Genomic DNA, 24,452 nt, shown 5'->3' on the forward strand with positions numbered 1-24,452 from the left:
ACAGGGGAGGACGCGCCGCGACGGCGGCCGAGCGACCCGACGGAGGTGACCCGCGTGTACGTCTGCTCCTGCTTCGGCATCACCGAGCAGCAGGTCCGCGCACACGCGGCAGCAGGTTCCTGCACTCCCCGGCAGATCGCCTCGGCGTCCAAGGCGGGCACCGACTGCGGCTCCTGCGTCCGCCGCATCCAGGGCATCCTCGGGCGCGGCGACTGCCCCCGGCGCGAGTCCCTCGACCGTGGCGAGCCGGCGCTCGCCCCGGCGGCACGCGCCCTGCGGCCCACCGAGGAAGAGGCTCCCGGCACCCAGGCGCCCCCGCGCGTCGGGCCCGTCCCGGCGACCGCGTTCAGCGCGCCCGCCGCCTGACGCCTCCGTCCGGCCGGTCCCTCCCGACGCCGCCGGGTCCCTCCCCCCTGCGCCTCCTCGCCCGCCTCGCCCACCCGTGTGCGCATGCCCATGCCGATTTGCGCGCCCGCGCAGCGAGCGGAGAATTCACGGTAGAGGCGCCCGTACCCGCGCCCCGTACGAACTGCCGCCTTCCCGACGCGCAGCAGTTCGCCCCGGCTCCCGTACCGCCACAGCGCCTCGCTCGAAGTCCGAGGAGGTAACCATGGCTCACACAGTCCGACAACGGCCGGTGGACTACGGCCTCGCCGCGGGACTCACCGTCTTCGCGGGTGTCATGCTGCTCATCGCGGGCGTGCTCGACCTGCTCCGGGGCGTCATGGCGATCGTCAACGACGACGTCATCGTGACGACTCCCAACTACACCTTCCAGTTCGACACGGAGGGCTGGGGCTGGGTGCACCTCTTCGTGGGTGCCGTGGCCGTCATCGTCTCCCTCGGGCTGTTCCGGGCGAACATGGCCGCACGCGTGGCCGGTGTGGTGATGGCCGCGCTGGTGATCATCTCCAGCTTCCTGTCGCTGCCGTACTACCCCGTGTGGTCGGTGGTGCTCATCGCCATGTGCGGCTTCGTGATCTGGGGCCTGTGCAACGTGCGGGGTGAGGACGTCGCCAGGGGCGGCGACTGACCCGGGAGGCGCCGGCGGACACGTCGCAGGCCGAGTCGCCCTCGGCCGTCAGGCGTCCGCCGGCTGCTCGATCTGCTGGGCCAGGTACAGCGGTTCGCCCAGCTTCTCGATCAGCTCCAGCTGCGTGTCGAGGTAGTCGATGTGGTGCTCCTCGTCGGCGAGGATGTCCTCGAAGATGTTCGCCGAGGTGATGTCGTTCTTGGCGCGCATCACCTCGATCCCGCGCCGGAGGCGGTCGATCGCCTCGACCTCGACCTGCCGGTCGGCCTGGAACATCTCGGTGACCGTCTGGCCCACCCGCACGTGGAAGAGGCGCTGGTAGTTGGGCAGCCCCTCCAGCAGCAGGATGCGGTCGGTCAGCCGCTCGGCGTGCCGCATCTCGTCGAAGGATTCCGAGCGGGTGTACTTCGCGAGCTTGGTCCACCCGAAGTTGTCCTGCATCTTGGCGTGCAGGAAGTACTGGTTGATCGCCGTGAGCTCGGCGGTCAGCTGCTCGTTCAGGAACTCGATGACCTCGGGGTCTCCCTGCATCGCCGCGGGCTCCTTCCAGGGATGAACGGCTGGTTGCCTGCGCATACTCGCACCCTTGTGGCATGCACTTCCAGTAAGCACAGGCTTACCGAAACGCCTGGTCGGCGTACTGCGCCGGGCACGGCGGGGCCCTCGTCGGTGCGGTCGCACGGGGGTCTGACACCATGGGGACATGGGTCAGCCGGAGAGCCACGGAGGGGAGCCCCCACCGCTTCCGCCCGGGCAGCGACTCCAGCGCGGCTGGCCGGTCACCCACTACGGGCCGGTGCCGAAGTTCCGTCCGGAGCGCTGGGAGTTCCGCGTCTTCGGCGCCACCGCGGACGGCCGCAAGCACTGCTGGTCCCACGAGGAGTTCACCGCCCTCCGGTACGAGACGGTGACCGCCGACCTGCACTGCGTCACCAAGTTCAGCATGGTCGGCGCCGAGTGGGGCGGCGTACTCGCCCGGACCCTGCTGGCCCTCGCGCCGCCCGCCCCCGAGGCCGGCCACGTCATGGTGTGGGCCGAGTACGGATTCAGCTCCAACCTGCGGCTCGCCGACTTCACCGCCGACCACACCGTCTTCGCCACCCACCGTGGCGGCGAACTCCTCACCGCGGAACACGGCTTCCCCGTCCGCCTGATCGTCCCGCACCTGTACGCGTGGAAGGGGCCCAAGTGGGTCCGTGGCATCGAGTACATGACCGAGGACCGCCGCGGCTTCTGGGAGGAGCGCGGTTACCACAACGTCGGAGACCCGTGGCGGGAACAGCGCTACAGCTACCAGGAGGACCCCGGCGACGGCCCCGAGCCGTGACCGCCCGGTCGTCCTATCCTCGAAGAAGCGAGTCTCTTCTCCCGCCGTCCCCTTCCCGGAGCGCAGACTCATGGCTTCGACGCGCGCACCCGCCGCACCCGCCGGCGTCGACCGCTACGCCGTCCTGCACGGACTCCGCTTCCACTACCGGGAGTGGGGAGAGCCCGACGCCCCCGCCGTCCTGGTGCTCCACGGTCTGCTCGGCCATTGCCGTGAGTGGGACACCCTGGACGCCGGCCTCGCCCGGCGCTTCCGCGTCCTCGCGCCGGACCAGCGCGGCCACGGCGAGTCCGACCGGACCGCCGCGTACAACGCCGCCGCCCTCGCCGCCGACGTGGCGGACCTGGCCCGGCGGCTGGACCTTCCGCGTCTGCATCTGGTCGGCCATTCGATGGGTGGCCTGGCGGCGCTGCTGACCGCCGCCGACCACCACGACCTGGTCGAACGGCTCGTCCTGCTCGACGTCGGTCCGGACTCCCTCACCACCCCCTGGGCCCGCGAGGCGCTGCCGACGATGCTCCGGGCGCTGCGCGACGTCACGTACGGCGAGCCGGACGAAGCGGTTCGCGACTGGGTGGCCGGCGACCCGCTGGCCCGCGAGGCCCTGGTCCGGCACGTCGTCGCGCACAACCTGGTCCGCCGCGCCGACGGTCGCCTGGCCTGGCGGTTCGACGCGGACGGCCTCACCGGCTTCGTCGCGGGCGCCGCCGGCGAGGACGACCTGTGGCAGGCCGTCGACCGCGTCGCGGCGCCGACCCTGCTGGTCCGCGGCCGGCACAGCGAACTCCTTTCGCAGGACACCGCCGCACGCATGGTCGACCGCCTCGCGGATGCGGCGTTCGCCGAGATTCCCGACGCCGCACACGACCTCGCGGTACAGAACCCGGAGGCCGTCACCACCGCCGTCCTCTCCTTCCTGAGCCGTTGACCGCGCACGCCCGGCTCGGCGGCACCGGCGGACCGGATCAGCCCCGGGCGGTGCGCAGGGCCTGGACGCTGGGGCCCAGTTCCGGGTCGCCGGTGAAGGCGTTCAGGGCCGACGACAGCACCTCGGCGTAGGTGGCGCGTGCGGCCTCGTAGCGCCGGCGTCCCTCGTCCGTGATCACCGCGTAGACGCCGCGCTTGTCGGACGGGCACAGGTCCTTGTACGCGAAACCGGCCGTCTCCAGCCTGCTCACCAGGCGTGTCACCGACGACTGGCCCAGTCCCACCCGGTCGGCGAGGTCCTGCATGCGCAGCTCGCTGGTACCGGAGTGGTACAGGTGCTCCAGGGAGCGGTATTCCGACAGGCCGAGTCCCTGCCTGCGCTGCAGCGCCGCGGCCAGCTCCCGCTCGACGCGCGCGTGCAGGGCGAGTACCCGGTTCCAGACGGCCTGGTCGGAGGTGCCCAGGCGTGCGGCGGGTGAGGTGGTCATGGGCGCAGGCTACATGAGCATGCAAGCTTAAGCCCGGGCCCTTCCCGGGCTTCCGTGGGCTTTCTCCGTGGTTGTCGCAGTGCGGATGCGGGACAGCTAGTTGCACGTACAAGCAACTTGTTGCAGGATCTCCGTGCCGGCGCCACTCCGCAGCGCCGCACTCCGCGCTGCCGAAAGGACCTGCCATGCAGTGGCTCCACCTCGCCGTCGCCGTCGTGTTCGAGATCGCCGTCGCCCTCGCGGCGGGCAAGGCCGAGGGCTTCCGGAACCGTCCCTGGACCGTCGCCACCCTGATCAGCGGCGCCGTCGCCACGTTCTTCCTCAGCAAGGCGCTGCTGACCTTCGACGTCGGGGTCGGCTACGCACTGTGGACCTCCGTCGCCGGTGTCGGCATCACGCTCCTCGGGGTCCTGGTGTTCGGTCAGCGCCTGAACTGGCGCAAGGCGCTCGGCATCGCCGTGATCATCACCGGCGTCGTCGGTCTCCAGCTCAGTGGTGCCGCCTGACCCCTCGCGTCCGCTCCGTCCCGCCCTCCAGGAAAGGAACCGCTCACATGTCCATCTCCGCACGTACCGCCGCACGCTCCTGGCTCATGCTCCTGCTCGCCGGCGTCTTCGAAGTCGGGTACGCCCTCGCCGTCGGCGGAAGCCGCGGCTTCACCCGCGTGTCGTGGTCGCTGGTCGCCGCGGTCTTCTTCCTGCTGACGCTCTGGGCGCTCAGTGCCGCCCTGCGCACCATCGACGTCGGCATCGGCTACGCGGTCTGGGCCGGTATCGGGGCGCTCGGTGCCGCCCTGCTGGGGCCGGTCCTCTTCGACGAGACCCTCACCGCGGCCCAGGCCGGATGGCTGGGCGTCATCATCGCCGGAGTCGTCTGGCTCAAGCTCGCCGACCGGCCGCATGCGCGGCAGGAGGCCGGTGCCGTGCCCCGGGAGGTCCGGGGTGCGGCAGCCTGACCGGTGGCACGGGGCCGTCCTGGCGCTGCGGTGCCGGGACGGCCGAGCCGCAGGGGAGGAGTTCGCCCCGGCTCAGTGGTGGGCGTGTGCGACGGCGTGGCCCTTGCCGCGCGCGATGAGGGAGCGGTTGACCGGGGTCGTGACCAGGAAGGCGACCGCGAAGGCGAAGGCGAGCGTGCCCCAGAAGAGCCCCGAGGTCAGGTGGGCGTCCATCGCGCCGGGGACGAGCAGGATGACGCCGTTGTCCACCAGTTCCATGACGGCGATGGACACGGTGTCGGCGGCCAGGGCGACTTTCACCGCGCCCCGGAGGGGGAGACCGGCGCGGAGCACGGCGACCATGGTGAAGCCGTAGCCGAAGAAGAACGCCAGGGTGATGGCCAGGATCATGGTCGGGATGTCGTGCCAGGCCAGCGCGGTGCCGATGACCAGGCCGAGGACCTCGCCGACGGCGCAGCCGGTGAGGCAGTGCAGGGTCGCGCGGGCGGCCGTGCTCCAGGACCTGTCGTGGTGGTGCGGCATCGGGGTGCCTCCTCGTGGGGAACGGGGCGTTCACCACACGGAACGCTATACCCCTATGGGGTATTCCGCAGGTCCTTGAGGCGGGCGATGTCCGCCGCGTGCCCCGCCTCGCCGCCCGGCGTCTCGATCACCAGGGGGACCCCCTCGGTTGCGGGGTGGCCCATCAGGTCGGCGAAGGGCTCCGCGCCGATGTGGCCGGCGCCGATGTTCTCGTGCCGGTCCTTCGCCGCGCCGCAGACGTCCTTGGAGTCGTTGGCGTGGATCAGCCGGAGGCGGCCCGGGCCGACGGTGCCGACCAGGTCGTCCAACGTCTGCTTCGCTCCGCCGGGGGCTGCCAGGTCGTTGCCGGCGGCGAAGGCGTGGCAGGTGTCCAGGCAGACGCCGAGCTTCGGGTGCCGGTCCAACGCCTCGAAGTACGGGCCCAGTTCGCCGACCAGGGAGCACAGTGAGGAGCCCTGGCCCGCCGTGGGTTCGAGCAGCAGCTGCGGGTCGTCGTCGTGGGTCAGCTCGTCCAGCAGCGGAAGCATCAACTCCCGTGCCTGGGCGAGTGCGACGGCGCGTTCGCGGCCGCCGGTCGCGGAGCCGGTGTGCACCACGACGCCCTCGGCGCCGATCGCACGCCCCCGGCGCAGCGAGTGCCGCAGCGAGACCACCGAGCGGGCCGCCGTCGCCTCCGTGTGCGAACCGAAATTGATCAGGTACGGCGCATGCACGAAAGCGGGAATTCCCCGTGCGGCGCAGCAGGTTCGGAATTCCTCGTCCTGTGCCGGGTTCCCCGGTGGTGTCGCCCAGCCGCGCGGGTTGGCGACGAACACCTGGACGGCTTCGGCGCCGATCCTCTCGGAATGGGAAAGGCCATTGGCGGCCAGTCCGCCTGCTACGGGGACATGGCCGCCAATGGGATTGCGTTGTTCGCGGTTCGTCACGCCGTCCAGTATCGCGGGGCGTGCGACCGGGGCGTCGGCAGGGCTCAGTAGGCCGAGTCGACGTTGTCGATGGTGCCGTAGCGGTCGGCCGCGTAGTTGCAGGCGGCGACGATGTTGGCGACCGGGTCGTACTGGTCGTGGGGCGTGCCCTCGACGTGGTAGGCGTCGAAGGTGGGCTTGATGACCTGCAGCAGACCCTTGGAGGGCACGCCGTTCTGGGCGTTGATGTCCCAGTTGTTGATGGCGCGCGGGTCGCCGGAGGACTCACGGATGATGTTGCGGTGGATGCCCTCGTAGCTGCCGGGGATGCCGTGCTTGGCCATGATGGACCTGGCCTCACGGATCCAGCCGTCCAGGTTGTTCGGGTAGCTCGGGGCGGCGGCCTTCTCGGCCTGGCCGCGCTTGTGGCTGCGGCTGGCCTCCTGCTTGGCCTCCCGCTTCTTCGCGGCCGCGGCGGCAGCCTTCTCCTTCTTGGCCTCGGCGGCCTTCTTGTCGGCCGCGATCTGCTTCTCGACGGAGTCGAGCTGCTGGGCTATGCCGTCGCGCTGCTTGTCGGCCTGCTCGACCGGGCCGGAGAAGGCGACGGGGGCGGAGGAGACCTTGGCGGCGGAGCTCTGGGACTCGTCGCCCGCGTCGGCGGAGCCGGGGACCAGGGTCAGCGCCATGGCGGCGGCGCCGGCCGTGGCGATACCGGCCACGGAGTACTGCTTCGTGCGGGCGGAGGAGCGGAGGGTCTGCAGGTCGACCTTCTTGAGCGTCTGAAGGGACTGCTTCGTCCTGGTGGTCAGGGCGGAGATCGGAAGATTGATGCGAGGCATGGTGCGTGCGGGCCTTTCGAATTGCGTGACGGTCGCCAAGCCGGTGGCGGCGCGCCGCGTTCTGTCTCACGGCGCCATGCGACGCTGGCAATTCTTAGAGGCTCGGAATTCGCGAATCAAAAGTGTGACGTACTATCCCGTTTCGTGAAACTAGCGGCACTCACCTGGTCATAACGGACATGCGGGCCGTTCGGGACGCCGCTCGTGCCACTAAGCGGCTTCGTACGTGACGTGGGTCCTATGTGCGGCCTCACAGTGGGCGGCTTCCGGGCGCACGCCGGGTCCCCCGCCCGCGACCCGCGGTCACCGGAAAACCCGTACAGGTCGGGGCGGGTGGAGCGGCGGGGTCGGCCGGGTCGGGCGGTGGAGGCTCAGCGCACCCAGAGAGTGATCTCGGAGCCGCGCGGAGCCTGCTCCCCGGGGTCCGGGTTCTGGTTGAAGACGGTGTCGCCGAGGAAGATGCGCCGGATCCGCACCTCGAACCCGGCGCCCTCCAGCGTGGAGCGTGCCTCGTCCGCGCTCATGCTCTCCACGTCCGGGACCGCCACCAGGTCCGGGCCCTTGGAGACGGTCAGGGTGACCGTCTCGCCCCCGCCCCGGACGGCGCCGGGCTCCGGCGACTGGACGGCGATGGTCCCCTTCTCCTCCTCGGAGAAGACCCGCTCCGGGGCGATCCGCACGTCCAGCCCCGCCTCGCGCAGCGTTTCCCGTGCAGAGGCCACGTCCTGGCCGGAGACGTCCGGCACCTCGATCTCGCGGCCCTTGGAGACGGTGAGCCGCACGGCGGAGCCCGTGCGGCTCTCGGTGCCCGCGGCCGGCTCGGTGGAGACCACCGCGCCCTGTGCCACCTCCTCGTCGAACCGGCGGATGACCAGGCCGGGCTCCAGGCCCAGGCCCTTCAGCTCCCGCCGGGCGTCGTCGAGCGGTGTGCCGGACAGGTCGGGCACCTTCACCACCTCGGGGCCGCGCGAGACGACGACGGTGACCGCGCCGTTCCGGCGGATGCGCTCGCCCGGGGAGGGGTCGCTCTCCATCACGCGTCCCCGGTCCACGGTGAGGCTGTGGTCGCGCTCCACGCGCACCTCCAGCCCGGCATCCCGCAGCTTCGCGCGGGCGTCGCCCTCCGTCAGGGACAGCACACTCGGGGTGCGGATGAACTGCCCGGAGTTGATGTACCAGACGCCGGTGCCCAGCAGCACCGCCAGCACGGCGCCCAGGACGACGAGCAGCGGACGGCGGGGCCCGCGCCGGCGCGCGGCGCGGTGCCGGGAGCCGTCCGTCTCCTCCGGCGGATCCAGGGGAGGGGAGGGGAAGCGGGCGGTCCGTTCGACCGGCGACGGGTCCCGGTCGTCGTCCACCGGGCGCGGAAGCACGGTGGTGAGGTTCTCCGCACCCGCCTGCGTCCGGTTCCGGGCCTCCGGCGGGACGACGTCGAGCTGGGCGTCGGTCAGGCCCGCCCGTACGCTCCGGACCTCGGAGAGCAGTGCGACCGCGTCCGCCGGGCGCCGTTCCGGGTCGCGGGCGGCCGCGCGGGCCACCAGCGCGTCGAGCGCCGGGGCCAGCCCGGGCACCCGGCCCGAGGGGGCGGCCACGTCGGCCTGGAGGCGCTGGTAGAGGACCTGCGCGGGTGTACCGCCGGAGTGCGGCTTGGAGCCGGTCAGCATCTCGTAGAGCACCACGCCGCACGCGTAGAGGTCGGTGCGGGTGTCGGAGACGCCGTGCTCGATCTGCTCCGGCGCCAGGTAGGAGACCGTGCCCAGGAGGGACTCGGTGTTGGTCGAGGTCTGCCCGTCCACGGCCCCGACCAGGCCGAAGTCGGCGACCTTCACCCGGCCGTCGTCCCCTATCAGGACGTTCTCCGGCTTCATGTCCCGGTGCACCAGGCCGGCCCGGTGGGCGGCGCCCAGCGCGGCCAGCATCGGCTCCAGCACGTCCAGCGCCGCCCGCGGCTGCAGCGCGCCGCGTTCCCGCAGCACGTCCCGCAGGGTGCAGCCGTCGACGTACTCCATCGCCAGGTAGACGTGGCCGCCGTCGGTGCCCTGGTCGAAGACGCCCACCACGTTGTGGTGGGCGAGCCGGGCCGCGGAGCGCGCCTCGCGGATGAACCGCGCCACGAACACCTGGTCGTCCGCCAGCGCGGCGTGCATCACCTTCAGTGCGCACACGCGGTCCAGCCGCATGTCCAGCGCCCGGTAGACCGTCGCCATCCCGCCCACCGCGATCCGCGCGTCCACGCGGTAACGGCCGTCGAGCACATGGCCGATGAGCGGGTCCTGAAGCGTCGTGTCCACCCGCCCGAGTCTACGAGGGGCCCCGCACGGGAGCGGGTACCCCCGCCGCGCCGGGCCCGCTTCGCAGCAGAACGGTGACACGGAGCCGTCCCCTCCGTGACCTGCGCGGGTCGTGCGGCGCCCGCCCGGGCGGCAGGTGACGGCGACTCACCCCACGCCCGGCGCCCGTATCAGGTGAAAGCGGGACGTTCCGGGTCGAATGCAGCGAGGCCCCCGGTGGGGGAGGACGCCTCCGCGTAGTGCCGCCGGGGGATGCGCCCGGCCCGGTGCGCCAGCCGTCCGGCGGCCACCGCGTGCCGCATCGCCCGCGCCATCAGCTCCGGTTCCTGCGCCCGCGTCACCGCCGAGGCCAGCATCACCGCCGCGCAGCCCAGCTCCATGGCCAGCGCGGCGTCCGAGGCGGTGCCGGCCCCCGCATCCAGGACGACCGGCACGGAGGCGCGTTCGGCGATCAGCCGGAAGTTGTGCGGGTTGCGGATGCCCAGGCCCGAGCCGATCGGCGAGCCCAGCGGCATGACCGCCGCACAGCCCGCGTCCTCCAGCCGCCGGGCCAGCACCGGGTCGTCGTTGGTGTACGGCAGTACCGTGAAACCGTCGTCGACCAGCGTCTCAGCGGCCTCCAGCGTCTCCACCGGATCGGGCAGCAGGGTGTGCTCGTCGGCGACGACCTCCAGCTTCACCCAGTCCGTCTCCAGCGCCTCCCGGGCCAGGCGCGCGGTCAGCACCGCCTCGCCCGCGCTGTAGCAGCCGGCGGTGTTCGGCAGCACGCGGATGCCGTGCCGGCGCAGCACCGTCAGCACCGACCCCTGCACGGCCGGGTCGAGCCGGCGCATCGCGACGGTGGTCAGTTCCGTTCCGGAGGCGAGCAGCGCCCGCTCCATCACCTCCAGGCTGGGCGCTCCACCGGTCCCCATGATCAACCGGGAGCCGAACGCGACTCCGTCGATCACCAGCGGATCCGCCGCGGCCTGTTCGACGTCGTCCGCGGTGTGCACGGTCATGGTCAGCCTCCCTGTACGGCGGTCAGCACTTCGACGCGGTCGCCGTCGGCCAGTTCGGTCTCCGGCCACCGGCCGCGTGGCACGACGGCCTCGTTCACGGCCGCCGCCACCCCGGACGGCGCGGTGGTCAGCGTCGCCACCAGACGGTCGAGGGTCTGGCCGCGGGACAGCTCCCGCGGCTCCCCGTTCACGGTCAGCGTCACGGTCGCGGCGTGTGCAGCGGTCATCGGGTGTGCTCCTGGAGGGTGGAGGGGAAGCGGTCCGGGGCGAACGGCCGGGCGTCCTCGGGCAGCCGGCCCGTCGTCAGCACCTCTGCCATCACGTCTCCCGTCACGGGGGTGAGGAGCACGCCGTTGCGGCCGTGGCCGGTGGCGACGTGCAGCCCCGGCAGCGCGGTGGGCCCCAGCACGGGGGCGTTGTCGGGGGAGACCGGGCGCAGGCCGGCGCCGGACTCGGCGAGCGGGAGCTCGGTGACGCCCGGCACCAGCGCCCGCGCGTCCCGCAGCAGTTCGTACACGCCGCCGGCGGTCACGGTGGTGTCCCAGCCCAGCTCCTCGCTCGTCGCCCCCACTACCAGCTCACCGTCCTCCCGGGGCACCAGGTAGACGGGCGTGCCGCGCACCGTGGCCCGGACGGTGCGCGAGAGGAACGGCGCGTACGCGGGCGGTACGCGCAGCCGCAGCACCTGGCCCTTCACCGGCCGCACCGGCGGCAGCACCCCGGGCGGCACGCCGTCCAGCTCCCCGCTCCACGAGCCGGTGGCCAGCACCGTCTGTCCGGCGCGGATCTCGCGGCCGTCCGTGAGCACCGCCCCGGCCGCCCGGTCGCCCGCGACGGTCAGCCGTGCAGCGGCGGCCTCGTGGAGGACGACTCCGGCGCGGGTGCAGGCGGCGAGCAGCGCCGCCGCGAGCCGCCGGGGATCGACCTGGTGGTCGCCGTCCACCCGGACGCCGGCCCGCACCGAGGGAGCCAGCATCGGCTCCAGCCGCCGGCACTCGCGGCCGGTCAGCCACTCGGCCTCCAGGCCGCACCGCTGCTGCAGCGCGTGCACGTCCCGGAGACGGGCGCGGTCGTCCGCGTCGAAGGCGACGGCCAGCGCACCGCAGGCGCGGTGGGCGGTGAGCCGCCCGCTCGCCTCCTCCAGTTCGGCGACGAAGTCCGGATAGCGGCGGGCGGACGCCAGGTTCAGGGCGAGCAACGTCTCCTCGCCGTAGTGGAGTTCGGTGACGGCGGCCAGCATGCCTGCGGCGACCCGGGCGGCGCCGCCGCCCGGCGCGGGGTCGGCCACGGCCGTCCGCAGGCCGCGCTGGGCCGCGCGCCAGGCCGTGACCAGGCCGGACAGTCCACCGCCGAGCACGAGGACGTCCGGGGCGGACGTCTCAGGGGTCGGCACTGCGCGTCTCCTCCCTTCGCCGGAATGACCCGGATCAGGTTCGTACGGTCGGAGGCCGTCCCGCCTCCCTCTCAGCCCGGTCCGCCGGGCTCCCGCGTGCATGACGTATGACCGCCACCCTACTGCGTCCGCCGGGAGCCGTTCCGCGGCGGGCCGGGCGCCCGCGGCCTCCAGGACGCCGGGGCGACCGTGCCGGGTGCCGTCATACAGTGGCGGTGTGACCGAGGACAACGCACGCGTGGTGATCGTCGGCGCCGGGATGGCGGGCGTCCAGACAGCGGTGCAGCTGCGCGAACAGGGCTGGACCGGCCCCGTGCTGCTGCTGGGCGCCGAGCCCCACCAGCCGTACGACCGTCCGCCGCTGTCCAAGGCCGTGCTGCTCGGCACGGCCGAGGGCTCCGCGTTCGACATCGACTTCGACGCGCTCGGCGTGGAACTCGAACTCGGCAACCCCGTCACGGGGTTGGACACCGGGGAGCGGGTGCTGCAGACCGGCCGCGGGCCGGTCCCGTACGACGCCCTGGTGCTCGCCACCGGAGCCGAGCCCCTGACCCTGCCGGGCGGTGAGGGCGCCCCCGGCGTGCATCTGCTGCGCACCCTGGACGATGTCGCCCGGCTCCGGCCCGTGCTCGAGGAGCGCAAGGACGTCGTGGTGGTCGGCGCGGGCTGGATCGGCGCCGAGTTCGCCACCGCGGCCCGCGAGGCCGGCTGCGCCGTCACCGTCGTCGAGAGCGCCGACCGGCCGCTGCCCGGCGCGCTGCCCGCCGACGTCGCGGTGCACATGCGCGACTGGTACGCACAGAGCGGCGCCCGGCTGCGCACCGGTGCCCGGGTGGCGGCCGTCGAACCCGGCGCAGTGGTGCTGGACGACGGCGAGCGCGTGCCCGCCGACGCGGTGGTGGTGGGCATCGGCGCCCGCCCCGCGACCCGTTGGCTCGCCGACTCGGGAGTCGCGCTCTGCGCCGACGGCTCGGTGCGCGGCGACGACCGGCTGCGCACCTCGGTCCCCGGCGTCTACGCGGTGGGGGACTGCGTGTCGTTCCCCTCCGCCCGCTACGGCGCCCGGCTGCTGGTGCACCACTGGGACAACGCCCTGCAGGGCCCGGTGGTGGTCGCCGCCAACGTCGTCGCCGACCTGTGCGGCGGCGGCCCGGCGGAGGAGGCCGTCTACGACCCGGTGCCCTATTTCTGGTCCGAGCAGTTCGGCCGCTTCGTGCAGTACGCGGGGCACCACGCGGGTGCCGACCGGATGCTGCTGCGCGGCGACCCGGGGGAGCCGTCCTGGTCGGTGTGCTGGCTGCGCGGCGAGACGCTGACCGCGCTGCTTGCCGTCGGGCGCCCCCGCGACCTCACCCAGGGCCGCCGGCTCATCCAGCAGGGCGCCGTGCTCGATCCCACCCTGCTGGCGGACGCGTCGGTCGCCCTGAAGAAGGCCGTGCGCTAGTGACTGTCGGCGGCAGGTGGCAGGCTGGTGTCCGTGACCGAGATTGACGCGAAGACCGATGCTCTCGTCCCCGCCTGGCTCACGCTGCCCGACATCGCCGAGCAGTTCGGCGTCGAGGTGACCCGGGTACGGCAGTTGGTCAAGGAGGGCCAGCTGATCGCCGTGCGCCGCGGCGAGAACCGCGCGCTGCACGTCCCCGCCGACTTCGTCGCGGGGGACCGGATCGTGAAGGGCCTGGTCGGCACGCTGACCCTGCTCAAGGACGACGGGTTCACCGACGAGGAGATGCTGGAGTGGCTGTTCACCCCGGACGACAGCCTGCCGGGCACGCCCGCGCAGGCGCTGCGGGAGAACCGCGGCACCGAGGTCAAGCGCCGCGCCCAGGCACTCGCCGTCTGACCACCCGGACCACCAGGATGGGGCGGACCGGCGCGACCGCCGGGCCCGCCGGAGCCGCCCGCGCCGCCTGACGGTGCGTCCGGCCGTCACCACCGCACACATCAGCTCGACGGTGCGCGGGCCGCCCCGGCGCGGCCCGCGCACCCCGACCCGGGGACTCGCCCATGCCACCCACCGCCACCGCCCGGCTCGCCGACGCCCGGCTCTACCTCTGCACCGACGCCCGCAGGGAGCAGGGCGACCTGCCGGAGTTCCTGGACGCCGTGCTCGGCTCGGGCGTGGACATCGTCCAGCTCCGCGACAAAGGCATGGAGGCCGGCGAGGAGCTGGAGCACCTGGAGGTGTTCGCCGACGCGTGCCGCCGCCACGGCAGGCTGCTGGCCGTCAACGACCGGGCCGACGTGGCGCACGCGGCGGGCTCGGACGTGCTGCACCTGGGTCAGGGCGACCTGCCGGTGCCCGCGGCCCGCGCGATCCTCGGCGGCCGGTCCGACGACGTGCTGGTGGGCCGCTCCACGCACGCCGAGGAGGAGGTCGACGCGGCGGCGGCCGAGCCGGGGGTCGACTACTTCTGCACCGGCCCCTGCTGGCCCACCCCGACCAAGCCGGGCCGGCACGCGCCAGGGCTGCCGCTGGTGCGCTACGCGGCGTCGCTCGCGCCCGTCCGCCCCTGGTTCGCCATCGGCGGCATCGACGCCGCGAACCTCGACGAGGTGCTGGACGCCGGTGCGGCGCGGGTCGTCGTCGTGCGGGCGATCACCGCCGCGGACGACCCGGGTGCCGCGGCCGCCGACCTGGCCCGCCGGCTGCGCGAGCGTCCACTTGCCGGACGCGAGTTGTCCGCCATGTGAGCTGTGCGGGCCTCTTGGCGCTGTTCCGGCCGGATGCCCTCTACGGGCGGTTAACCTGCACACATGGCCCTTGGTACCGCTTCCGTCAGGACAGACCGCGCGCCCACGATCCGCGACCTGCTCGCCTCCGGCCGGCGCTCGTACTCGTTCGAGTTCTTCGCGCCGAAAACGGCGAAGGGGGAGCGGACCCTGTGGGACGCGCTCCGTCGGATCGAGGCGGTCTCCCCGACGTTCGTGTCGGTGACCTACGGCGCGGGCGGCAGCTCCCGGGAGGGGACCGTCCGGTCCACCGAGCGCATCGCCAACGAGACGACCCTGACCCCGGTGGCGCACCTGACCGCGGTGAACCACTCGCGGGCCGAGCTGCGCCACGTCATGGGCTGCTACGCCGACGCGGGCATCCGCAACGTGCTGGCGCTGCGCGGCGACCCGCCGGGCGACCCGATGGGGGAGTGGGTCCGGCACCCCGAGGGCGTCAGCTACGCCGCAGAGCTGGTGGAGCTGATCAAGGAAGCCGGCGACTTCTGTGTGGGCGTGGCCGCGTTCCCCGAGATGCACCCGCGGTCCACGGACTGGGACACCGACGTGCGGCACTTCGTCAACAAGTGCCGGGCGGGCGCCGACTACGCCATCACGCAGATGTTCTTCCGCGCCGAGGACTACCTCCGGCTCCGCGACAGCGTGACCGCGGCCGGCTGCGAGACCCCGATCATCCCGGAGATCATGCCGGTCACCAACGTGCGGCAGATCGAGCGGTTCGCCCAGCTGAGCAACGCCACGTTCCCGCCGGAACTCGCGGACCGCATCCTGGCGGTACAGGACGACCCGGCGGCGGTACGCTCGGTCGGAATCGAGTACGCCACGGAGTTGTGCGCGCGCCTGCAGGCCGAGGACGTTCCCGGACTGCACTTCATCACGCTCAACCACTCCACGGCCACGCTCGAGATCCACCAGAATCTGGGACTGCACTAGGGTCTGACCGGACCGGGTCCGGCCGGGACGCGGTTCCACGAGCTGCGCCGAGGGCAGCGGGAAGAGGGGCGGACATGGGCTGGACGGTCCTCTACATAGCGTTCGGAGCCGTCGCGGTCTGGCTCCTGGCCGAAGTGCTGCTCCAGTACAAGGCGCGACTGCGCTGGAGGCTGCTCGCCTTCGCCGGCTTCGCCACCGTCGTGCTCGGCGTCGTCGCCCTCTCCTCGGTGATCGTCATCACGCTGGGCGCCATGGCGTTCGCCGTCGGCCAGACCTTCGTCACCCTCTCCTACCGCCGCGGCTTCTCCACCGGCTGGGCGCTCGGCGGCATGCCCGGCTCCAGCCGCAGGCGCCGTGAGGGCAACGACATGCCCCCGGTCGAGGACGCAGACCCGGTACTCGAGGTGTCCGGAGTCGAGGAGGACCGGCCCGGCGGCGGCCACGGCGACGCGGAGTACGCCGGGGACCCGTACGACACCTCGGCCTACGACCCGCCCGCCTACCACCCGCAGCCGATGCCCGACGACACCGGCGAGTACGGCATCTACGACCGCGACGACGACCGGTCCGTGTTCGCGCCCGCCGCCTCCCACGGCGCGGCGGGAGGCGACGCGCCGTACGGCTACGGCTACGGTGGCGAGGACCCGCAGCAGCAACCGTACGCCGCCTACTCCGACCCGTACATCGGCTACGACACGGGTCCGTACGGCGGCGGCTGGGACAGCCCGGGCGGCGGCTACGGGACGCAACAGGGCTACGGCACGCCGGACTACGGCATGCAGCAGGGGTACGGCGGCCAGGGCGACGGCTACGGCGACGCCGGCTACGGCGCCGGCGGCTACGGCGCCGACGCATACGGCGGCGCATGGGTGCCGCAGCAGCGCGAGTCGGACCAGCAGCCCGTGCCGGAGCAGTCCTACCCGTACCAGGACCCGTACGGCGCCGGCTACGGCGGCGGCTACGGGGATGACGGGCTGGGCACCGACTACGGGTACGGCTACTCCTACGGCGAGGCGGGCTACCCCGCCGAGGGCGGCTACGGACAGGGCCACGACGCGGGACAGGGCTACGACGCCCCCGCGGCCGGAGGCCAGGGCGGCTACCACTACGACGAGCAGCGCGGCTACTGACCGCTACCGCGTCACCGGCCACGACGCGCGGCCGCGGCTCCCGGCCGCGCGCCGGGCCGCCGTCGTCACGTCAGTTGGGTCACCGCCCCGGGCCGGTCACCGCGAGCCGCGCCAGTCGTCGCCCTCCAGCAGCAGCCCGGCCGCCAGCGCGCCGGACATCCCGGCGTGCGCCGTCCCGCCCCCGGGGTGCGCCCAGCCCCCCGCGCGGTACATCCCGCGTGGTGATCCGAGGTTGGCTTCCCGCCGCCAGGCCCCGCCCCCGCCGGCGAGCACCGGCGGGGGCACCGCGCCTCCCGGCGCGTGCGTCGCGGCCGCGTGGTCGAGGGGCGTCCGCACCTCCCGCCACCGCACACGGGACCCGAGGTCCAGCCCCGCCGCGTCCGCCGCGGCGACCAGCGTGTCGGCCAGCCGCTCCGGTTCGGCCACCGGGCCGGCCGGCACCACCGCGGTCAGCACCACCGCCTCGTGCCCGGCGTCCGGGACCAGCGCCGGGTCGTCCGGCCGCAGGACGGTCACCAGCCGGTCCGGGCCGTGCAGCAGCGTGCGGTGCGGCTCCCCCGCCGGGCGGGGGCCGTCCAGCGCGAGCAGCACCGTGAAGCGGGCCCGCGCACCGGGCGCGTGCGCGTCCGCCCGCCCGGGGGCGACGACGGCGTCCGCGTCCAGCACCTCGCCGTCGGCCAGTTCGGCGCCGGTCGCCCGGCCGTCGGCCTCCCGTACCCGCGCCACCTCGGCGCCGAACCGGAACTCCACCCCGCGTGCGACGCACCGGTCGTGCAGCGCGCGCGCCAACTCCCGCATACCGCCGCCGACATACCAGGTGCCGAAGGTCTGCTCCAGGTACGCCAGCACCGCCGCGCTCGCCGGCGCTTCGGCCGGGTCCAGGCCGTAGGACCGGGCGAAACCGCCCAGCAGCGCGGCCAGCCGGGGGTCGCGCAGCTCGTCCTCGGCCACCTCGGCGAGTGTGGGCGGGCGCCGCCGCAGCAGTCCGCGGCGCCGCGACGCCGGGTACGGGTCGGGCGTCGGGCCGCCGTCTCCCGGGCGCGACGGCTCCTCCAGCAGCGGGCGCCGGGTGGCGTCCCAGGCCGTACGCGCCCGCCCCAGCAGGTCGCTCCAGCGTTGCCCGGCACCCGCGCCCAGCGCCTCGTCGAGCGCGGCACGCACGCCGCCGTGCGAGAAGCCCGGCAGCGTGACGGCCGTGCCGTCGGCGAAGACGTGCCGTGCGTCCGGATCGACACGGCGCAGCTCGACGCACTCCTCCAGCGGCTCCCGGCCGGTCTTGACGAACAGGTCCCGGTAGACGGCCGGCAGGTGCAGCAGCCCCGGCCCGGTGTCGAAGGCGAACCCGTCGCGCGCGTAGCGCCGCAGCGCCCCGCCGTAGGTGTCCCCGCGCTCCAGCACCGTGACCCGTCTCCCGGCCACGGCCAGCCGCGCGGCGGCCGCCATGGCGCCCATGCCTGCGCCGATCACCGCGATTCCCGCCATGACGGGCGACTCTATCCAGCGGCGCACCGACCGCCGGGCACCGGCCCGGTCCACGGTGAGCGCCGGCACCCACGGGCTGAGTACGGATACCCAGACGCCGGTTTGAGTACCCGAGCGGATGGGCGCCGACCTGCGCGGACGGCAGAGTACGGGGCGTGGAGGGACGCGGCGCCGGACCGCCGGCACGGGGCGGCGGAACGGCGCGGCACCCGCCACACGGGGGAGGAGGGGGAGACCGTACGGGGGAGGTACGGGGGGGAGACGGGGGAGGGGGAGCGCCGGCGGGTGCGGTCTACGGGCCGCACCCGCCGACGCGTCCCTGCACCAGCAGCGACAGCGCGCCGTGCACCTCGTCCAGGGACCGTTCCGGCTGGAACGCCTGCCAGTCCAGCGCGGCCACCAGCACCATGCCCACCAGCGCGGCGGCCGTCAGCGGGACGTCGACGTCCCCGCTCAGCTCGCCGTCCGTGACACCGTCCCGCAGCACCTGCTCCACCACCTCGACGACCTCCCGACGCACCACGGTGAGGGTGTCCCGCCAGGCGCGGTTGGTCCGCCACAGCTCGGCGACGTAGAGCTGGGTGAAGGCCGGGTAGCGGTCGATGAAGACGAGCCCGGCCCGGATCATCGCGTCCAGGGCGTCCACCCGGCCGCCGCCGGCCGCCGCCGCCTCGTCCGCCGCGCGGCGCAGGTCGTCCCGCAGCAGCTCGACGCCGTGCCGCATCAGCCCCTCGAACAGCTCGGTCTTGCTGGCGAAGTTGTAGTAGACCGTGCCCTTCGCGACGCCCGCGCGTTCGGCGATCTCGTCCACCGTCGTGGCGGAGAAGCCCTGTTCGGCGATGAGCGTGACGGCGGCCTCGTAGAGCTTCTGACGGGTCGCGCTCCGGCGCGTGCTGCCGCGTGCCATGCCGGAGATTGTCACAGACCTCCGCCCCCGCGCCGCCCCCGCCCCGCGGCGCTCACAGCGTGAGCTCCGGATGGAGCCGCTTCATCGTCCACATCTGACCGCGCCGGGCCGTCCAGGCGGTGAGCGCCAGCGCGGCGACCGTGAAGGCGACCAGCACCGCGCACGCCCGCCACACCGGTTCCGGACCGCCGCCGGTGATCAGGTGGCGCAGGCCCTCCACCACGTAGCTCATCGGCAGCAGCGGGTGCAGCACGTTGAAGAAGTCCGGGCTGGTCTGCACGGGGTAGGTGCCGCCGGCCGAGGTCAGCTGGAGTATCAACAACGCCAGCACCAGGATGCGCCCGGCGGGCCCGAAACGTGCGCCCAGGAACTGCACGATCGCCGTGAAGCACAGCGTCACCAGCACCAGGAATCCCGCGGTGCCGGCCCCGCGCGCCATCTGCAGTCCGAGCCCCCAGTGCAGGACGGCCAGCAGCGCGGCGGCCTGCACGGTGCCGATCGCGGCCACCGGCAGCCAGCCGGCCAGCGCGATCCGCCGCCCCGGTGCTCCGGCCGCCAGCGCACGCCGGTTGAGCGGCTGGAGCAGCATGTACGCCACCATCGCGCCCACCCAGAGTGAGAGCGGGATGAAGTACGGCGCGAAGCCGGTGCCGTAGTCGGGGGCGCCGTGCAGCCGGGACGAGGCCAGCCGTACCGGGTCGGCCATCACCTCGCTGCGCTCCGCGCGTTCCTCGTCGTCGTAGTCCGGGATGCGGGCGGCGCCCTTGTGGAGCCCGGCGGCGAGCCGCTCGGAGCCGTCCGCCAGCCGGAACAGCCCGCCGTCCAGCGTGTCCGCGCCGTCGCCCAGCCGTTCCAGACCGCCGTCGAGCCGCTCGGCGCCGTCCTCGGCGCCGCCGAGGCCGGTGTGCAGCCGGGCCGCGCCGTCGGCGACCCTTTGCGCACCCGAGTTCAGCCTGTCGACCTTGCGCACCGCCCGGTCCAGGTCCTCGTCCAGGTCCGGGGCCTCGCGGGCGAGCTTTCCGGCCGCGCGCTCCAGGTCCTCCAGATGGTCGCCGAGTTCGTCGAGGTTCTCGTGGTCCTGCACGAGATCGTGGGTGTCCGCGGCGACGTCGGCGGCGCGTTCGGCGGCGGCCACCGCCTTCTTCAGCTGCGGGCAGCCGCTCGCAGCCGCGTCCGGGGCGGGGGGACCGGACCGCCCCCCGGCGCCCGGGACTTCGGGAGGCGCGGAGCCGTGCGCCGTCGGTCCGGGGAGGGGCCCGTCCGGGGGGACGCTGCCGCCGGGGGCGGCCGTTCCGCCGCAGAGGGCGGTGTGCGCACGGGTCAGCGCGTCGGCCGCTCTGCGGGAGTCCGTCTCGGCGCGCCGCGCGGCTCCGGGCAGGTCGTCGAGGTTCTTCCGCAGGGTCCCGGCCGCGCGCGCCACCTTGCGGGCGGCCTTCGCGATGTCGTCGCCGTGACGGTCGAGCAGCGGCCCGGCCGTGTCGGAGAGGCGGTGCACCTTCGTGGCGAGCTTCCCGGTGCCGTCGGCGACCTTCGCGGCGCCGGACTTCAGCTTCCCCGAGCCGGTGTGCAGCTGCCTGGTCCCGTCCTCCAGGCGTCCGCTGCCCCGCTCCGCCTCGTCCAGGCCGTCGGAGAGTTCCCCGGCGCCCTTGCCGGCCCGGCCGATGCCGCCGTCCAGGTCGGAGGCGCCGTCCGCGGCCTTCTGCGTGCGGTCGTGCAGAGTGGAGAACGACACGAAGATGCGGTCGTAGAAGCGGCGGGAGGCCTTGCTCGACGCGGCGGCCCGCACCTCGGAGAACACCGTGCGGGCGATCTGGCCGACGAGGTAGTTGTTGCTGTCGTCGGTGCGCACCCGCAACGCGCCGGTCGCGGGGCGGTCCCCGGCGCCGGAGGCGAGCCGTTCGCTGAAGTCCTCGGGCACGGTGAGGGACAGGAAGTAGCGTCCCTCCGCGACTCCTTCGCGCGCGTCGGCCGCGTCGGTCTCCCGCCAGTCGAAGGTGTCGCTCTCGTGCAGGCTCTCCACGAGGGACGCGCCCGCCTCGATGCGTTCCCCTCCGGCCTCCGCACCCCGGTCCTCGTCGACCAGCGCCACCGGTATCCGGTCCAGGCGTGCGTGCGGGTCCCAGAACGACCACAGGTACAGCGCGCCGTACAGCAGCGGAAGCAGCATCATCGCGGCCATGGCGGCGCGGGGGAGACGGCCACGGCCGAAACGGCGCAGCTCCAGGGCGGCCAGTCTCGGTGCACGCATCACACGGCCTCCCGGGCACGGTCCGCGGTGCGGACGACGACCAGCGGGACCTCCCCGGCGACGGCGGGTGCCGGGGGCTCCCCGACGGCCAGCACCGTGGTGCCGGCCGCGGCGACGGAGGCGAGCAGTTCCCACACGGCGGTCTCCTTGGCGTCGGTGAGCTTCAGGCCGACGTCGTCCACGGCCAGCAGCCGGGGACGGCCCAGGAGGGCCAGGGCGACGCCCAGCCGGAAGGTCTCGGTACGGGAGAGGTCGCGCCCGCGCGTGCGCATCCCGCGAGGCAGCGCGTCGGGGTCCAGGCCGGCGGCGGCGAGCGCCGCCTCCGCGCGCTCCCGGGCTGCCGCCGCGCGGCGGCGTGGCGAGGCGAGCAGGCCCCGCAGCGGCCCGTCGAACCGGCTGAGCAGCAGGGCGCGTTCGCGCAGCTGCTCGCCGACGGAGTGCGCGGGGTCCGGGTCGGTGATGCCGGGGACGGGGCCGAGCGCGCTCATCCGGCGTACGGCCGCCGCGCCGCGGGGCAGCCGCCGGCCGGCCACCTCGGCCGTGCCGGCGTCCGGCCGCATCCGGCCGGTGAGGGTGAGCAGCAGCGCGGTCCGGCCGGAGCCGGAGGGGCCGTCCACCACGATCAGCGCCCCCTCCGGGGCGCGCAGCTCCACGTCCGCGAAGACGGGGCCGCGCGGTCCGCGCAGTCCCAGTCCTTCGGCGGCCACGGCCGCACCCTCCGTCTGCCGGGGCCTCTGCACGGCGCACCCCCTGATGTGAACTGACTGGTCAGTTCAAAAACTACGCCACCCGTACCGGGGGCCCGTCGCCACCCTGCCCACTCGCGGCGTTTGTGCAGGTCGGCGCGGATTGTCAGTGCCGTGGTCTTTCCTGGACACACAGGAGCGGTCTCACCGGCCGCCGTCCGACGAATGGAGGTTCGCCATGCACGGGCCCCCGAACGACGTCCATCCCGTACTGCGCCGCGCCTCGGCGCCCCCCGCGGCGCTGGACCTGCTCGCCCAGGCGCAGCACGGCCTGGACGAGGCAGCCGAGATGCCGACCGCCAACGAGCGGTTCGCCACGGCTCACCTCGCCGCACTGCGTACGGCCGCGGCGGTGCTGGCGGTGCGCGGACGCCCCGAGCCCGCCCCCCGCCGCCGCACCCGGATACGCAGCGCCTGGGAGGTGCTTCCCGAGGCCGCACCGGAACTGACCGAGTGGAGCGCCCTGTTCGCCGCCGGCGCGCAGCGCCGCGCCCGCGCGGAGGCTGGCATCCAGGGCGCCGCGAGCTGGCGGGACGCGGACGACCTGGTGCGCGAGGCCGGGGTGTTCCTGCGGCTCGTCGAACGGATGCTGGTCTCCCAGCCGGCGCTGCCCCAGCCGCGGGTCCCCCCGGCCGGCGAACCCCGCGCGAGCTGAAGGCCGGCCGCCACCGGCCGTGGGCACGTCGGCACGACCATGCCCGCGCACGAGGGCCTGTCCGGCGGATCTTCTCGGGCCCGCGACGACGGCTACGGCACCTCTCCCCCGTGGCCCTTCGGGCACGGGGGTGCCCCCACCGTTGTCGCCTCGCGCGAGCACGACGAGTACGAGCGGCGATCCTCCGCCTTGCGATGCGTCCCCACGGTCCTGGCGGACCTGGGGAGACCCCAGGCATCCGACGCCGCGGGCTGACCCGCAAGCATCCGCAGGACAGGCCCTAAGCTGGTCCCCCGCCGGCGCCCCCGTCGGCCCAGCGCCCAGCACCCCCAGCACCCAGCAGCCCCAGCACCGCAGCCGCCGAGGAGCACCGCATGTCCCGCCCCAGCGCTTCCCTTCGTAACGCCGTGGTCTGGGAGGTGCTGCGCGGCGGGCTCGACGAACGGGTGAAGTCCACCGGCCGGGACAGCCTCGACGTCCTGGACACCGGCGGCGGCACCGGCAACTTCGCCGTGCCCGTGGCCCGGCTCGGCCACCGGGTCACCGTGGTCGACCCGAGCCCCAACGCGCTGTTCGCGCTGGAGCGCCGCGCGGCGGAGGCCGGCGTCGCGGACCGCGTACGCGGCGTGCAGGGAGACGCCCACGGGCTGTTCGACGTCGCCGAGCGCGGCGCGTCGGACGTGGTGCTCTTCCACGGCGTCCTGGAGTACGTCGACGACCCCGCCGACGCCCTCCGCAACGCCGTGGCCGCGCTGCGGCCCGAAGGCGGGGTGCTCAGCCTGCTCGCCGCCGGCCTCGGCGGCGCGGTGCTCGCCCGCGCCCTGGCCGGCCACTTCACCGAGGCCCGGCAGGCGCTCTCCGCTCCCGACGGCCGCTGGGGCGAAGGCGACCCGATGCCCCGGCGCTTCACCGCGGAGCAGCTCACCGGCCTGGTCGCCGACACCGGGCTCCGGATCGCGGCGATCCACGGGGTTCGGGTCTTCGCGGACCTGGTACCCGGAGCGCTGGTGGACACCGAGCCGGACGCCCTGGACGCGCTGGCCCGGCTGGAGGCGGCCGCGTCCGAGCTGCCGGCGTTCCAGTCGGTGGCCACGCAGCTCCACGTGCTGGCGGAGGTGCCCGCCGCGGACGGGTGAGGCGTGCGGCTGCGCACAGCCCGTCCGCAACGGCCCGGGGCGCCGTATGATCGAGGCACACCGTCCGGCATGACGGAAAGGCGGTGAGGGAATGCACGGAATGCACCGTCCACCACACCGGCCCGGCATCCCGGAAACGGTGGGAGGAATCAGCGTAGAGGGCGGGTTTCACGGGGGCGATTCCCTGCCTATCCTTGAAGGGCCGCATCCGGTCGCCCCCCGCGACCGACGAGTAGGAGGACTCCGTGCCGCTCTCTGAGCACGAGCAGCGCATGCTCGAGCAGATGGAGCGAGCGCTGTACGCCGAAGATCCCAAGTTCGCGACAGCGCTCGAGGGAAGCGAGCTGCGCTCGTACACCCGCAAGCGGGTCTACCAGGCGGTCGCAGGATTTCTGGTGGGCATCGCGCTCCTCATGGCGGGCATGGTCGCGCAGCAGATCTGGGTGAGCGTCGTCGGTTTCCTCGTGATGCTCGGCTGCGCCGTGCTGGCCGTGACCAGCTGGCGCAAGGCCCCCAAGCCCGGTGAAGAGCAGTCCGCCACCGAGCAGGCCGCTCCGGCCGGTGGCGGCCGGCAGACCCGCCGCGCGTCCCGGCCCCGCCGTTCGATGATGAACCGCATCGAGGAACGCTGGCAGCGCCGCCGCGACGAGCGGGGCTGACCGACCGGCCCGGCACGAGCCGCCGCAGGACAGGCGGCAGCCCGTGAGGGGTGGGGGCCACCCCCGGACGTTCCCGCACAGACGGCGTGCACGCGCGAGCGCGTCCCGCCACCCGTCCGTCACGCTGAGCCTCACCCGACTC

The 24,452-nt window shown here is 74.0% G+C and carries 27 protein-coding genes; 14 read left to right on the plus strand and 13 right to left on the minus strand.

Annotated features, from left to right (window positions below):
• Positions 1–54 precede the first annotated feature (54 nt).
• Positions 55–366, plus strand: a complete 312-nt coding sequence (locus RM572_RS19945; protein ID WP_311674731.1) for a (2Fe-2S)-binding protein — start codon at positions 55–57, stop codon at positions 364–366.
• 244 nt (positions 367–610) lie between these two features.
• Positions 611–1,033, plus strand: coding sequence for a DUF7144 family membrane protein (locus RM572_RS19950; RefSeq protein WP_051307794.1), 423 nt, complete (start codon positions 611–613; stop codon positions 1,031–1,033).
• A gap of 48 nt (positions 1,034–1,081) precedes the next feature.
• Here the strand turns inward: RM572_RS19950 and bfr are convergent, their stop codons facing one another.
• Entirely contained in the window at positions 1,082–1,564 is a 483-nt protein-coding gene (bfr, locus tag RM572_RS19955) for a bacterioferritin (protein ID WP_027762578.1), read from the minus strand.
• Between the two features lie 172 nt (positions 1,565–1,736).
• Here bfr and RM572_RS19960 point away from each other — a divergent pair, with 172 nt between their 5' ends.
• Positions 1,737–2,360: a sulfite oxidase-like oxidoreductase gene (locus RM572_RS19960; RefSeq protein WP_311674732.1), complete on the plus strand. Its 624-nt coding sequence runs from the start codon at positions 1,737–1,739 to the stop codon at positions 2,358–2,360.
• A 70-nt stretch (positions 2,361–2,430) separates the two neighbouring features.
• On the plus strand, positions 2,431–3,288 hold the full coding sequence (locus RM572_RS19965) for an alpha/beta fold hydrolase (RefSeq protein ID WP_311674733.1): 858 nt from the start codon (positions 2,431–2,433) through the stop codon (positions 3,286–3,288).
• A 37-nt stretch (positions 3,289–3,325) separates the two neighbouring features.
• Here RM572_RS19965 and RM572_RS19970 read toward each other — a convergent pair whose 3' ends face one another.
• Positions 3,326–3,775 carry a MarR family winged helix-turn-helix transcriptional regulator gene (locus RM572_RS19970; RefSeq protein WP_311674734.1) on the minus strand — a complete coding sequence of 150 codons (450 nt, stop codon included), beginning with the start codon at positions 3,773–3,775 and terminating at the stop codon, positions 3,326–3,328.
• Positions 3,776–3,960: 185 nt separating this feature from the next.
• Here RM572_RS19970 and RM572_RS19975 point away from each other — a divergent pair, with 185 nt between their 5' ends.
• Both RM572_RS19975 and RM572_RS19980 read left to right on the plus strand, forming a co-directional pair.
• Positions 3,961–4,281, plus strand: a complete 321-nt coding sequence (locus RM572_RS19975; protein WP_311674735.1) for a DMT family transporter — start codon at positions 3,961–3,963, stop codon at positions 4,279–4,281.
• Positions 4,282–4,328: 47 nt separating this feature from the next.
• Entirely contained in the window at positions 4,329–4,730 is a 402-nt protein-coding gene (locus RM572_RS19980) for a DMT family transporter (RefSeq protein WP_311674736.1), read from the plus strand.
• A 72-nt stretch (positions 4,731–4,802) separates the two neighbouring features.
• On the opposite strand, the gene RM572_RS19985 is transcribed toward RM572_RS19980, so the two are convergent.
• From RM572_RS19985 to thiO, 7 genes are all read right to left on the minus strand, one after another.
• Positions 4,803–5,252: a DUF4396 domain-containing protein gene (locus tag RM572_RS19985; protein WP_311674737.1), complete on the minus strand. Its 450-nt coding sequence runs from the start codon at positions 5,250–5,252 to the stop codon at positions 4,803–4,805.
• Between the two features lie 53 nt (positions 5,253–5,305).
• The gene (locus RM572_RS19990; RefSeq protein WP_311674738.1) at positions 5,306–6,178 is read right to left on the minus strand and encodes a deoxyribonuclease IV; all 873 of its coding nucleotides are present in this window, start codon (positions 6,176–6,178) and stop codon (positions 5,306–5,308) included.
• Between the two features lie 44 nt (positions 6,179–6,222).
• Positions 6,223–6,996 (minus strand): transglycosylase SLT domain-containing protein, encoded by a 774-nt coding sequence (locus RM572_RS19995; RefSeq protein WP_311674739.1) that lies wholly within the window; start codon positions 6,994–6,996, stop codon positions 6,223–6,225.
• Between the two features lie 371 nt (positions 6,997–7,367).
• The gene (gene pknB / locus RM572_RS20000; RefSeq protein WP_311674740.1) at positions 7,368–9,287 is read right to left on the minus strand and encodes a Stk1 family PASTA domain-containing Ser/Thr kinase; all 1,920 of its coding nucleotides are present in this window, start codon (positions 9,285–9,287) and stop codon (positions 7,368–7,370) included.
• Between the two features lie 170 nt (positions 9,288–9,457).
• On the minus strand, positions 9,458–10,288 hold the full coding sequence (locus tag RM572_RS20005) for a thiazole synthase (protein ID WP_311674741.1): 831 nt from the start codon (positions 10,286–10,288) through the stop codon (positions 9,458–9,460).
• A 2-nt stretch (positions 10,289–10,290) separates the two neighbouring features.
• Positions 10,291–10,515: a sulfur carrier protein ThiS gene (gene thiS, locus RM572_RS20010; RefSeq protein WP_311674742.1), complete on the minus strand. Its 225-nt coding sequence runs from the start codon at positions 10,513–10,515 to the stop codon at positions 10,291–10,293.
• Positions 10,512–11,681 (minus strand): glycine oxidase ThiO, encoded by a 1,170-nt coding sequence (gene thiO, locus RM572_RS20015; RefSeq protein WP_311674743.1) that lies wholly within the window; start codon positions 11,679–11,681, stop codon positions 10,512–10,514. The genes thiS and thiO overlap by 4 nt, the downstream gene beginning before the upstream one ends.
• Before the next feature lie 259 nt (positions 11,682–11,940).
• Here thiO and RM572_RS20020 point away from each other — a divergent pair, with 259 nt between their 5' ends.
• From RM572_RS20020 to RM572_RS20040, 5 genes are all read left to right on the plus strand, one after another.
• Positions 11,941–13,125, plus strand: coding sequence for an NAD(P)/FAD-dependent oxidoreductase (locus RM572_RS20020; protein WP_311674829.1), 1,185 nt, complete (start codon positions 11,941–11,943; stop codon positions 13,123–13,125).
• A gap of 33 nt (positions 13,126–13,158) precedes the next feature.
• Entirely contained in the window at positions 13,159–13,524 is a 366-nt protein-coding gene (locus tag RM572_RS20025; RefSeq protein ID WP_311674744.1) for an Rv2175c family DNA-binding protein, read from the plus strand.
• Between the two features lie 164 nt (positions 13,525–13,688).
• Positions 13,689–14,375 (plus strand): thiamine phosphate synthase, encoded by a 687-nt coding sequence (thiE, locus tag RM572_RS20030; protein ID WP_311674745.1) that lies wholly within the window; start codon positions 13,689–13,691, stop codon positions 14,373–14,375.
• A gap of 63 nt (positions 14,376–14,438) precedes the next feature.
• Positions 14,439–15,347, plus strand: coding sequence for a methylenetetrahydrofolate reductase [NAD(P)H] (gene metF, locus RM572_RS20035; RefSeq protein WP_027762562.1), 909 nt, complete (start codon positions 14,439–14,441; stop codon positions 15,345–15,347).
• 74 nt (positions 15,348–15,421) lie between these two features.
• Entirely contained in the window at positions 15,422–16,477 is a 1,056-nt protein-coding gene (locus RM572_RS20040; protein WP_311674746.1) for a hypothetical protein, read from the plus strand.
• Between the two features lie 96 nt (positions 16,478–16,573).
• Here RM572_RS20040 and RM572_RS20045 read toward each other — a convergent pair whose 3' ends face one another.
• From RM572_RS20045 to RM572_RS20060, 4 genes are all read right to left on the minus strand, one after another.
• Complete coding sequence (locus RM572_RS20045; RefSeq protein WP_311674747.1) at positions 16,574–17,959, minus strand: phytoene desaturase family protein; 1,386 nt, start codon at positions 17,957–17,959, stop codon at positions 16,574–16,576.
• A 292-nt stretch (positions 17,960–18,251) separates the two neighbouring features.
• Positions 18,252–18,866 (minus strand): TetR/AcrR family transcriptional regulator, encoded by a 615-nt coding sequence (locus tag RM572_RS20050; protein ID WP_311674748.1) that lies wholly within the window; start codon positions 18,864–18,866, stop codon positions 18,252–18,254.
• Between the two features lie 52 nt (positions 18,867–18,918).
• On the minus strand, positions 18,919–21,114 hold the full coding sequence (locus RM572_RS20055; protein ID WP_311674749.1) for a YhgE/Pip domain-containing protein: 2,196 nt from the start codon (positions 21,112–21,114) through the stop codon (positions 18,919–18,921).
• A complete protein-coding gene (locus RM572_RS20060; protein ID WP_311674750.1) occupies positions 21,114–21,821 on the minus strand; it encodes an ATP-binding cassette domain-containing protein in 708 nt (235 codons plus the stop codon). The genes RM572_RS20055 and RM572_RS20060 overlap by 1 nt, the downstream gene beginning before the upstream one ends.
• Positions 21,822–22,038: 217 nt before the next feature.
• Here RM572_RS20060 and RM572_RS20065 point away from each other — a divergent pair, with 217 nt between their 5' ends.
• From RM572_RS20065 to RM572_RS20075, 3 genes are all read left to right on the plus strand, one after another.
• Positions 22,039–22,515, plus strand: coding sequence for an SAV_6107 family HEPN domain-containing protein (locus RM572_RS20065; RefSeq protein WP_311674751.1), 477 nt, complete (start codon positions 22,039–22,041; stop codon positions 22,513–22,515).
• Positions 22,516–22,889: 374 nt separating this feature from the next.
• Positions 22,890–23,651: a methyltransferase gene (locus RM572_RS20070; protein ID WP_311674752.1), complete on the plus strand. Its 762-nt coding sequence runs from the start codon at positions 22,890–22,892 to the stop codon at positions 23,649–23,651.
• Between the two features lie 245 nt (positions 23,652–23,896).
• Positions 23,897–24,310: a DUF3040 domain-containing protein gene (locus tag RM572_RS20075; RefSeq protein WP_311674753.1), complete on the plus strand. Its 414-nt coding sequence runs from the start codon at positions 23,897–23,899 to the stop codon at positions 24,308–24,310.
• Positions 24,311–24,452 lie beyond the last annotated feature (142 nt).

It is taken from the genome of Streptomyces hazeniae (assembly GCF_031845485.1).
Taxonomy (GTDB): Bacteria; Actinomycetota; Actinomycetes; order Streptomycetales; family Streptomycetaceae; genus Streptomyces; species Streptomyces hazeniae.

What these genes read in the sequence shown, in the direction of transcription:
- RM572_RS19950 (WP_051307794.1), top strand. Translation starts at nt 611, where the DNA reads ATGGCTCACACAGTCCGACAACGGCCGGTGGACTACGGCCTCGCCGCG.
- bfr (WP_027762578.1), bottom strand. Translation starts at nt 1,564, where the DNA reads ATGCAGGGAGACCCCGAGGTCATCGAGTTCCTGAACGAGCAGCTGACC.
- RM572_RS19960 (WP_311674732.1), top strand. Translation starts at nt 1,737, where the DNA reads ATGGGTCAGCCGGAGAGCCACGGAGGGGAGCCCCCACCGCTTCCGCCC.
- RM572_RS19965 (WP_311674733.1), top strand. Translation starts at nt 2,431, where the DNA reads ATGGCTTCGACGCGCGCACCCGCCGCACCCGCCGGCGTCGACCGCTAC.
- RM572_RS19970 (WP_311674734.1), bottom strand. Translation starts at nt 3,775, where the DNA reads ATGACCACCTCACCCGCCGCACGCCTGGGCACCTCCGACCAGGCCGTC.
- RM572_RS19975 (WP_311674735.1), top strand. Translation starts at nt 3,961, where the DNA reads ATGCAGTGGCTCCACCTCGCCGTCGCCGTCGTGTTCGAGATCGCCGTC.
- RM572_RS19980 (WP_311674736.1), top strand. Translation starts at nt 4,329, where the DNA reads ATGTCCATCTCCGCACGTACCGCCGCACGCTCCTGGCTCATGCTCCTG.
- RM572_RS19985 (WP_311674737.1), bottom strand. Translation starts at nt 5,252, where the DNA reads ATGCCGCACCACCACGACAGGTCCTGGAGCACGGCCGCCCGCGCGACC.
- RM572_RS19995 (WP_311674739.1), bottom strand. Translation starts at nt 6,996, where the DNA reads ATGCCTCGCATCAATCTTCCGATCTCCGCCCTGACCACCAGGACGAAG.
- RM572_RS20005 (WP_311674741.1), bottom strand. Translation starts at nt 10,288, where the DNA reads ATGACCGTGCACACCGCGGACGACGTCGAACAGGCCGCGGCGGATCCG.
- thiS (WP_311674742.1), bottom strand. Translation starts at nt 10,515, where the DNA reads ATGACCGCTGCACACGCCGCGACCGTGACGCTGACCGTGAACGGGGAG.
- RM572_RS20020 (WP_311674829.1), top strand. Translation starts at nt 11,941, where the DNA reads ATGGCGGGCGTCCAGACAGCGGTGCAGCTGCGCGAACAGGGCTGGACC.
- thiE (WP_311674745.1), top strand. Translation starts at nt 13,689, where the DNA reads ATGCCACCCACCGCCACCGCCCGGCTCGCCGACGCCCGGCTCTACCTC.
- metF (WP_027762562.1), top strand. Translation starts at nt 14,439, where the DNA reads ATGGCCCTTGGTACCGCTTCCGTCAGGACAGACCGCGCGCCCACGATC.
- RM572_RS20040 (WP_311674746.1), top strand. Translation starts at nt 15,422, where the DNA reads ATGGGCTGGACGGTCCTCTACATAGCGTTCGGAGCCGTCGCGGTCTGG.
- RM572_RS20045 (WP_311674747.1), bottom strand. Translation starts at nt 17,959, where the DNA reads ATGGCGGGAATCGCGGTGATCGGCGCAGGCATGGGCGCCATGGCGGCC.
- RM572_RS20050 (WP_311674748.1), bottom strand. Translation starts at nt 18,866, where the DNA reads ATGGCACGCGGCAGCACGCGCCGGAGCGCGACCCGTCAGAAGCTCTAC.
- RM572_RS20055 (WP_311674749.1), bottom strand. Translation starts at nt 21,114, where the DNA reads ATGCGTGCACCGAGACTGGCCGCCCTGGAGCTGCGCCGTTTCGGCCGT.
- RM572_RS20065 (WP_311674751.1), top strand. Translation starts at nt 22,039, where the DNA reads ATGCACGGGCCCCCGAACGACGTCCATCCCGTACTGCGCCGCGCCTCG.
- RM572_RS20070 (WP_311674752.1), top strand. Translation starts at nt 22,890, where the DNA reads ATGTCCCGCCCCAGCGCTTCCCTTCGTAACGCCGTGGTCTGGGAGGTG.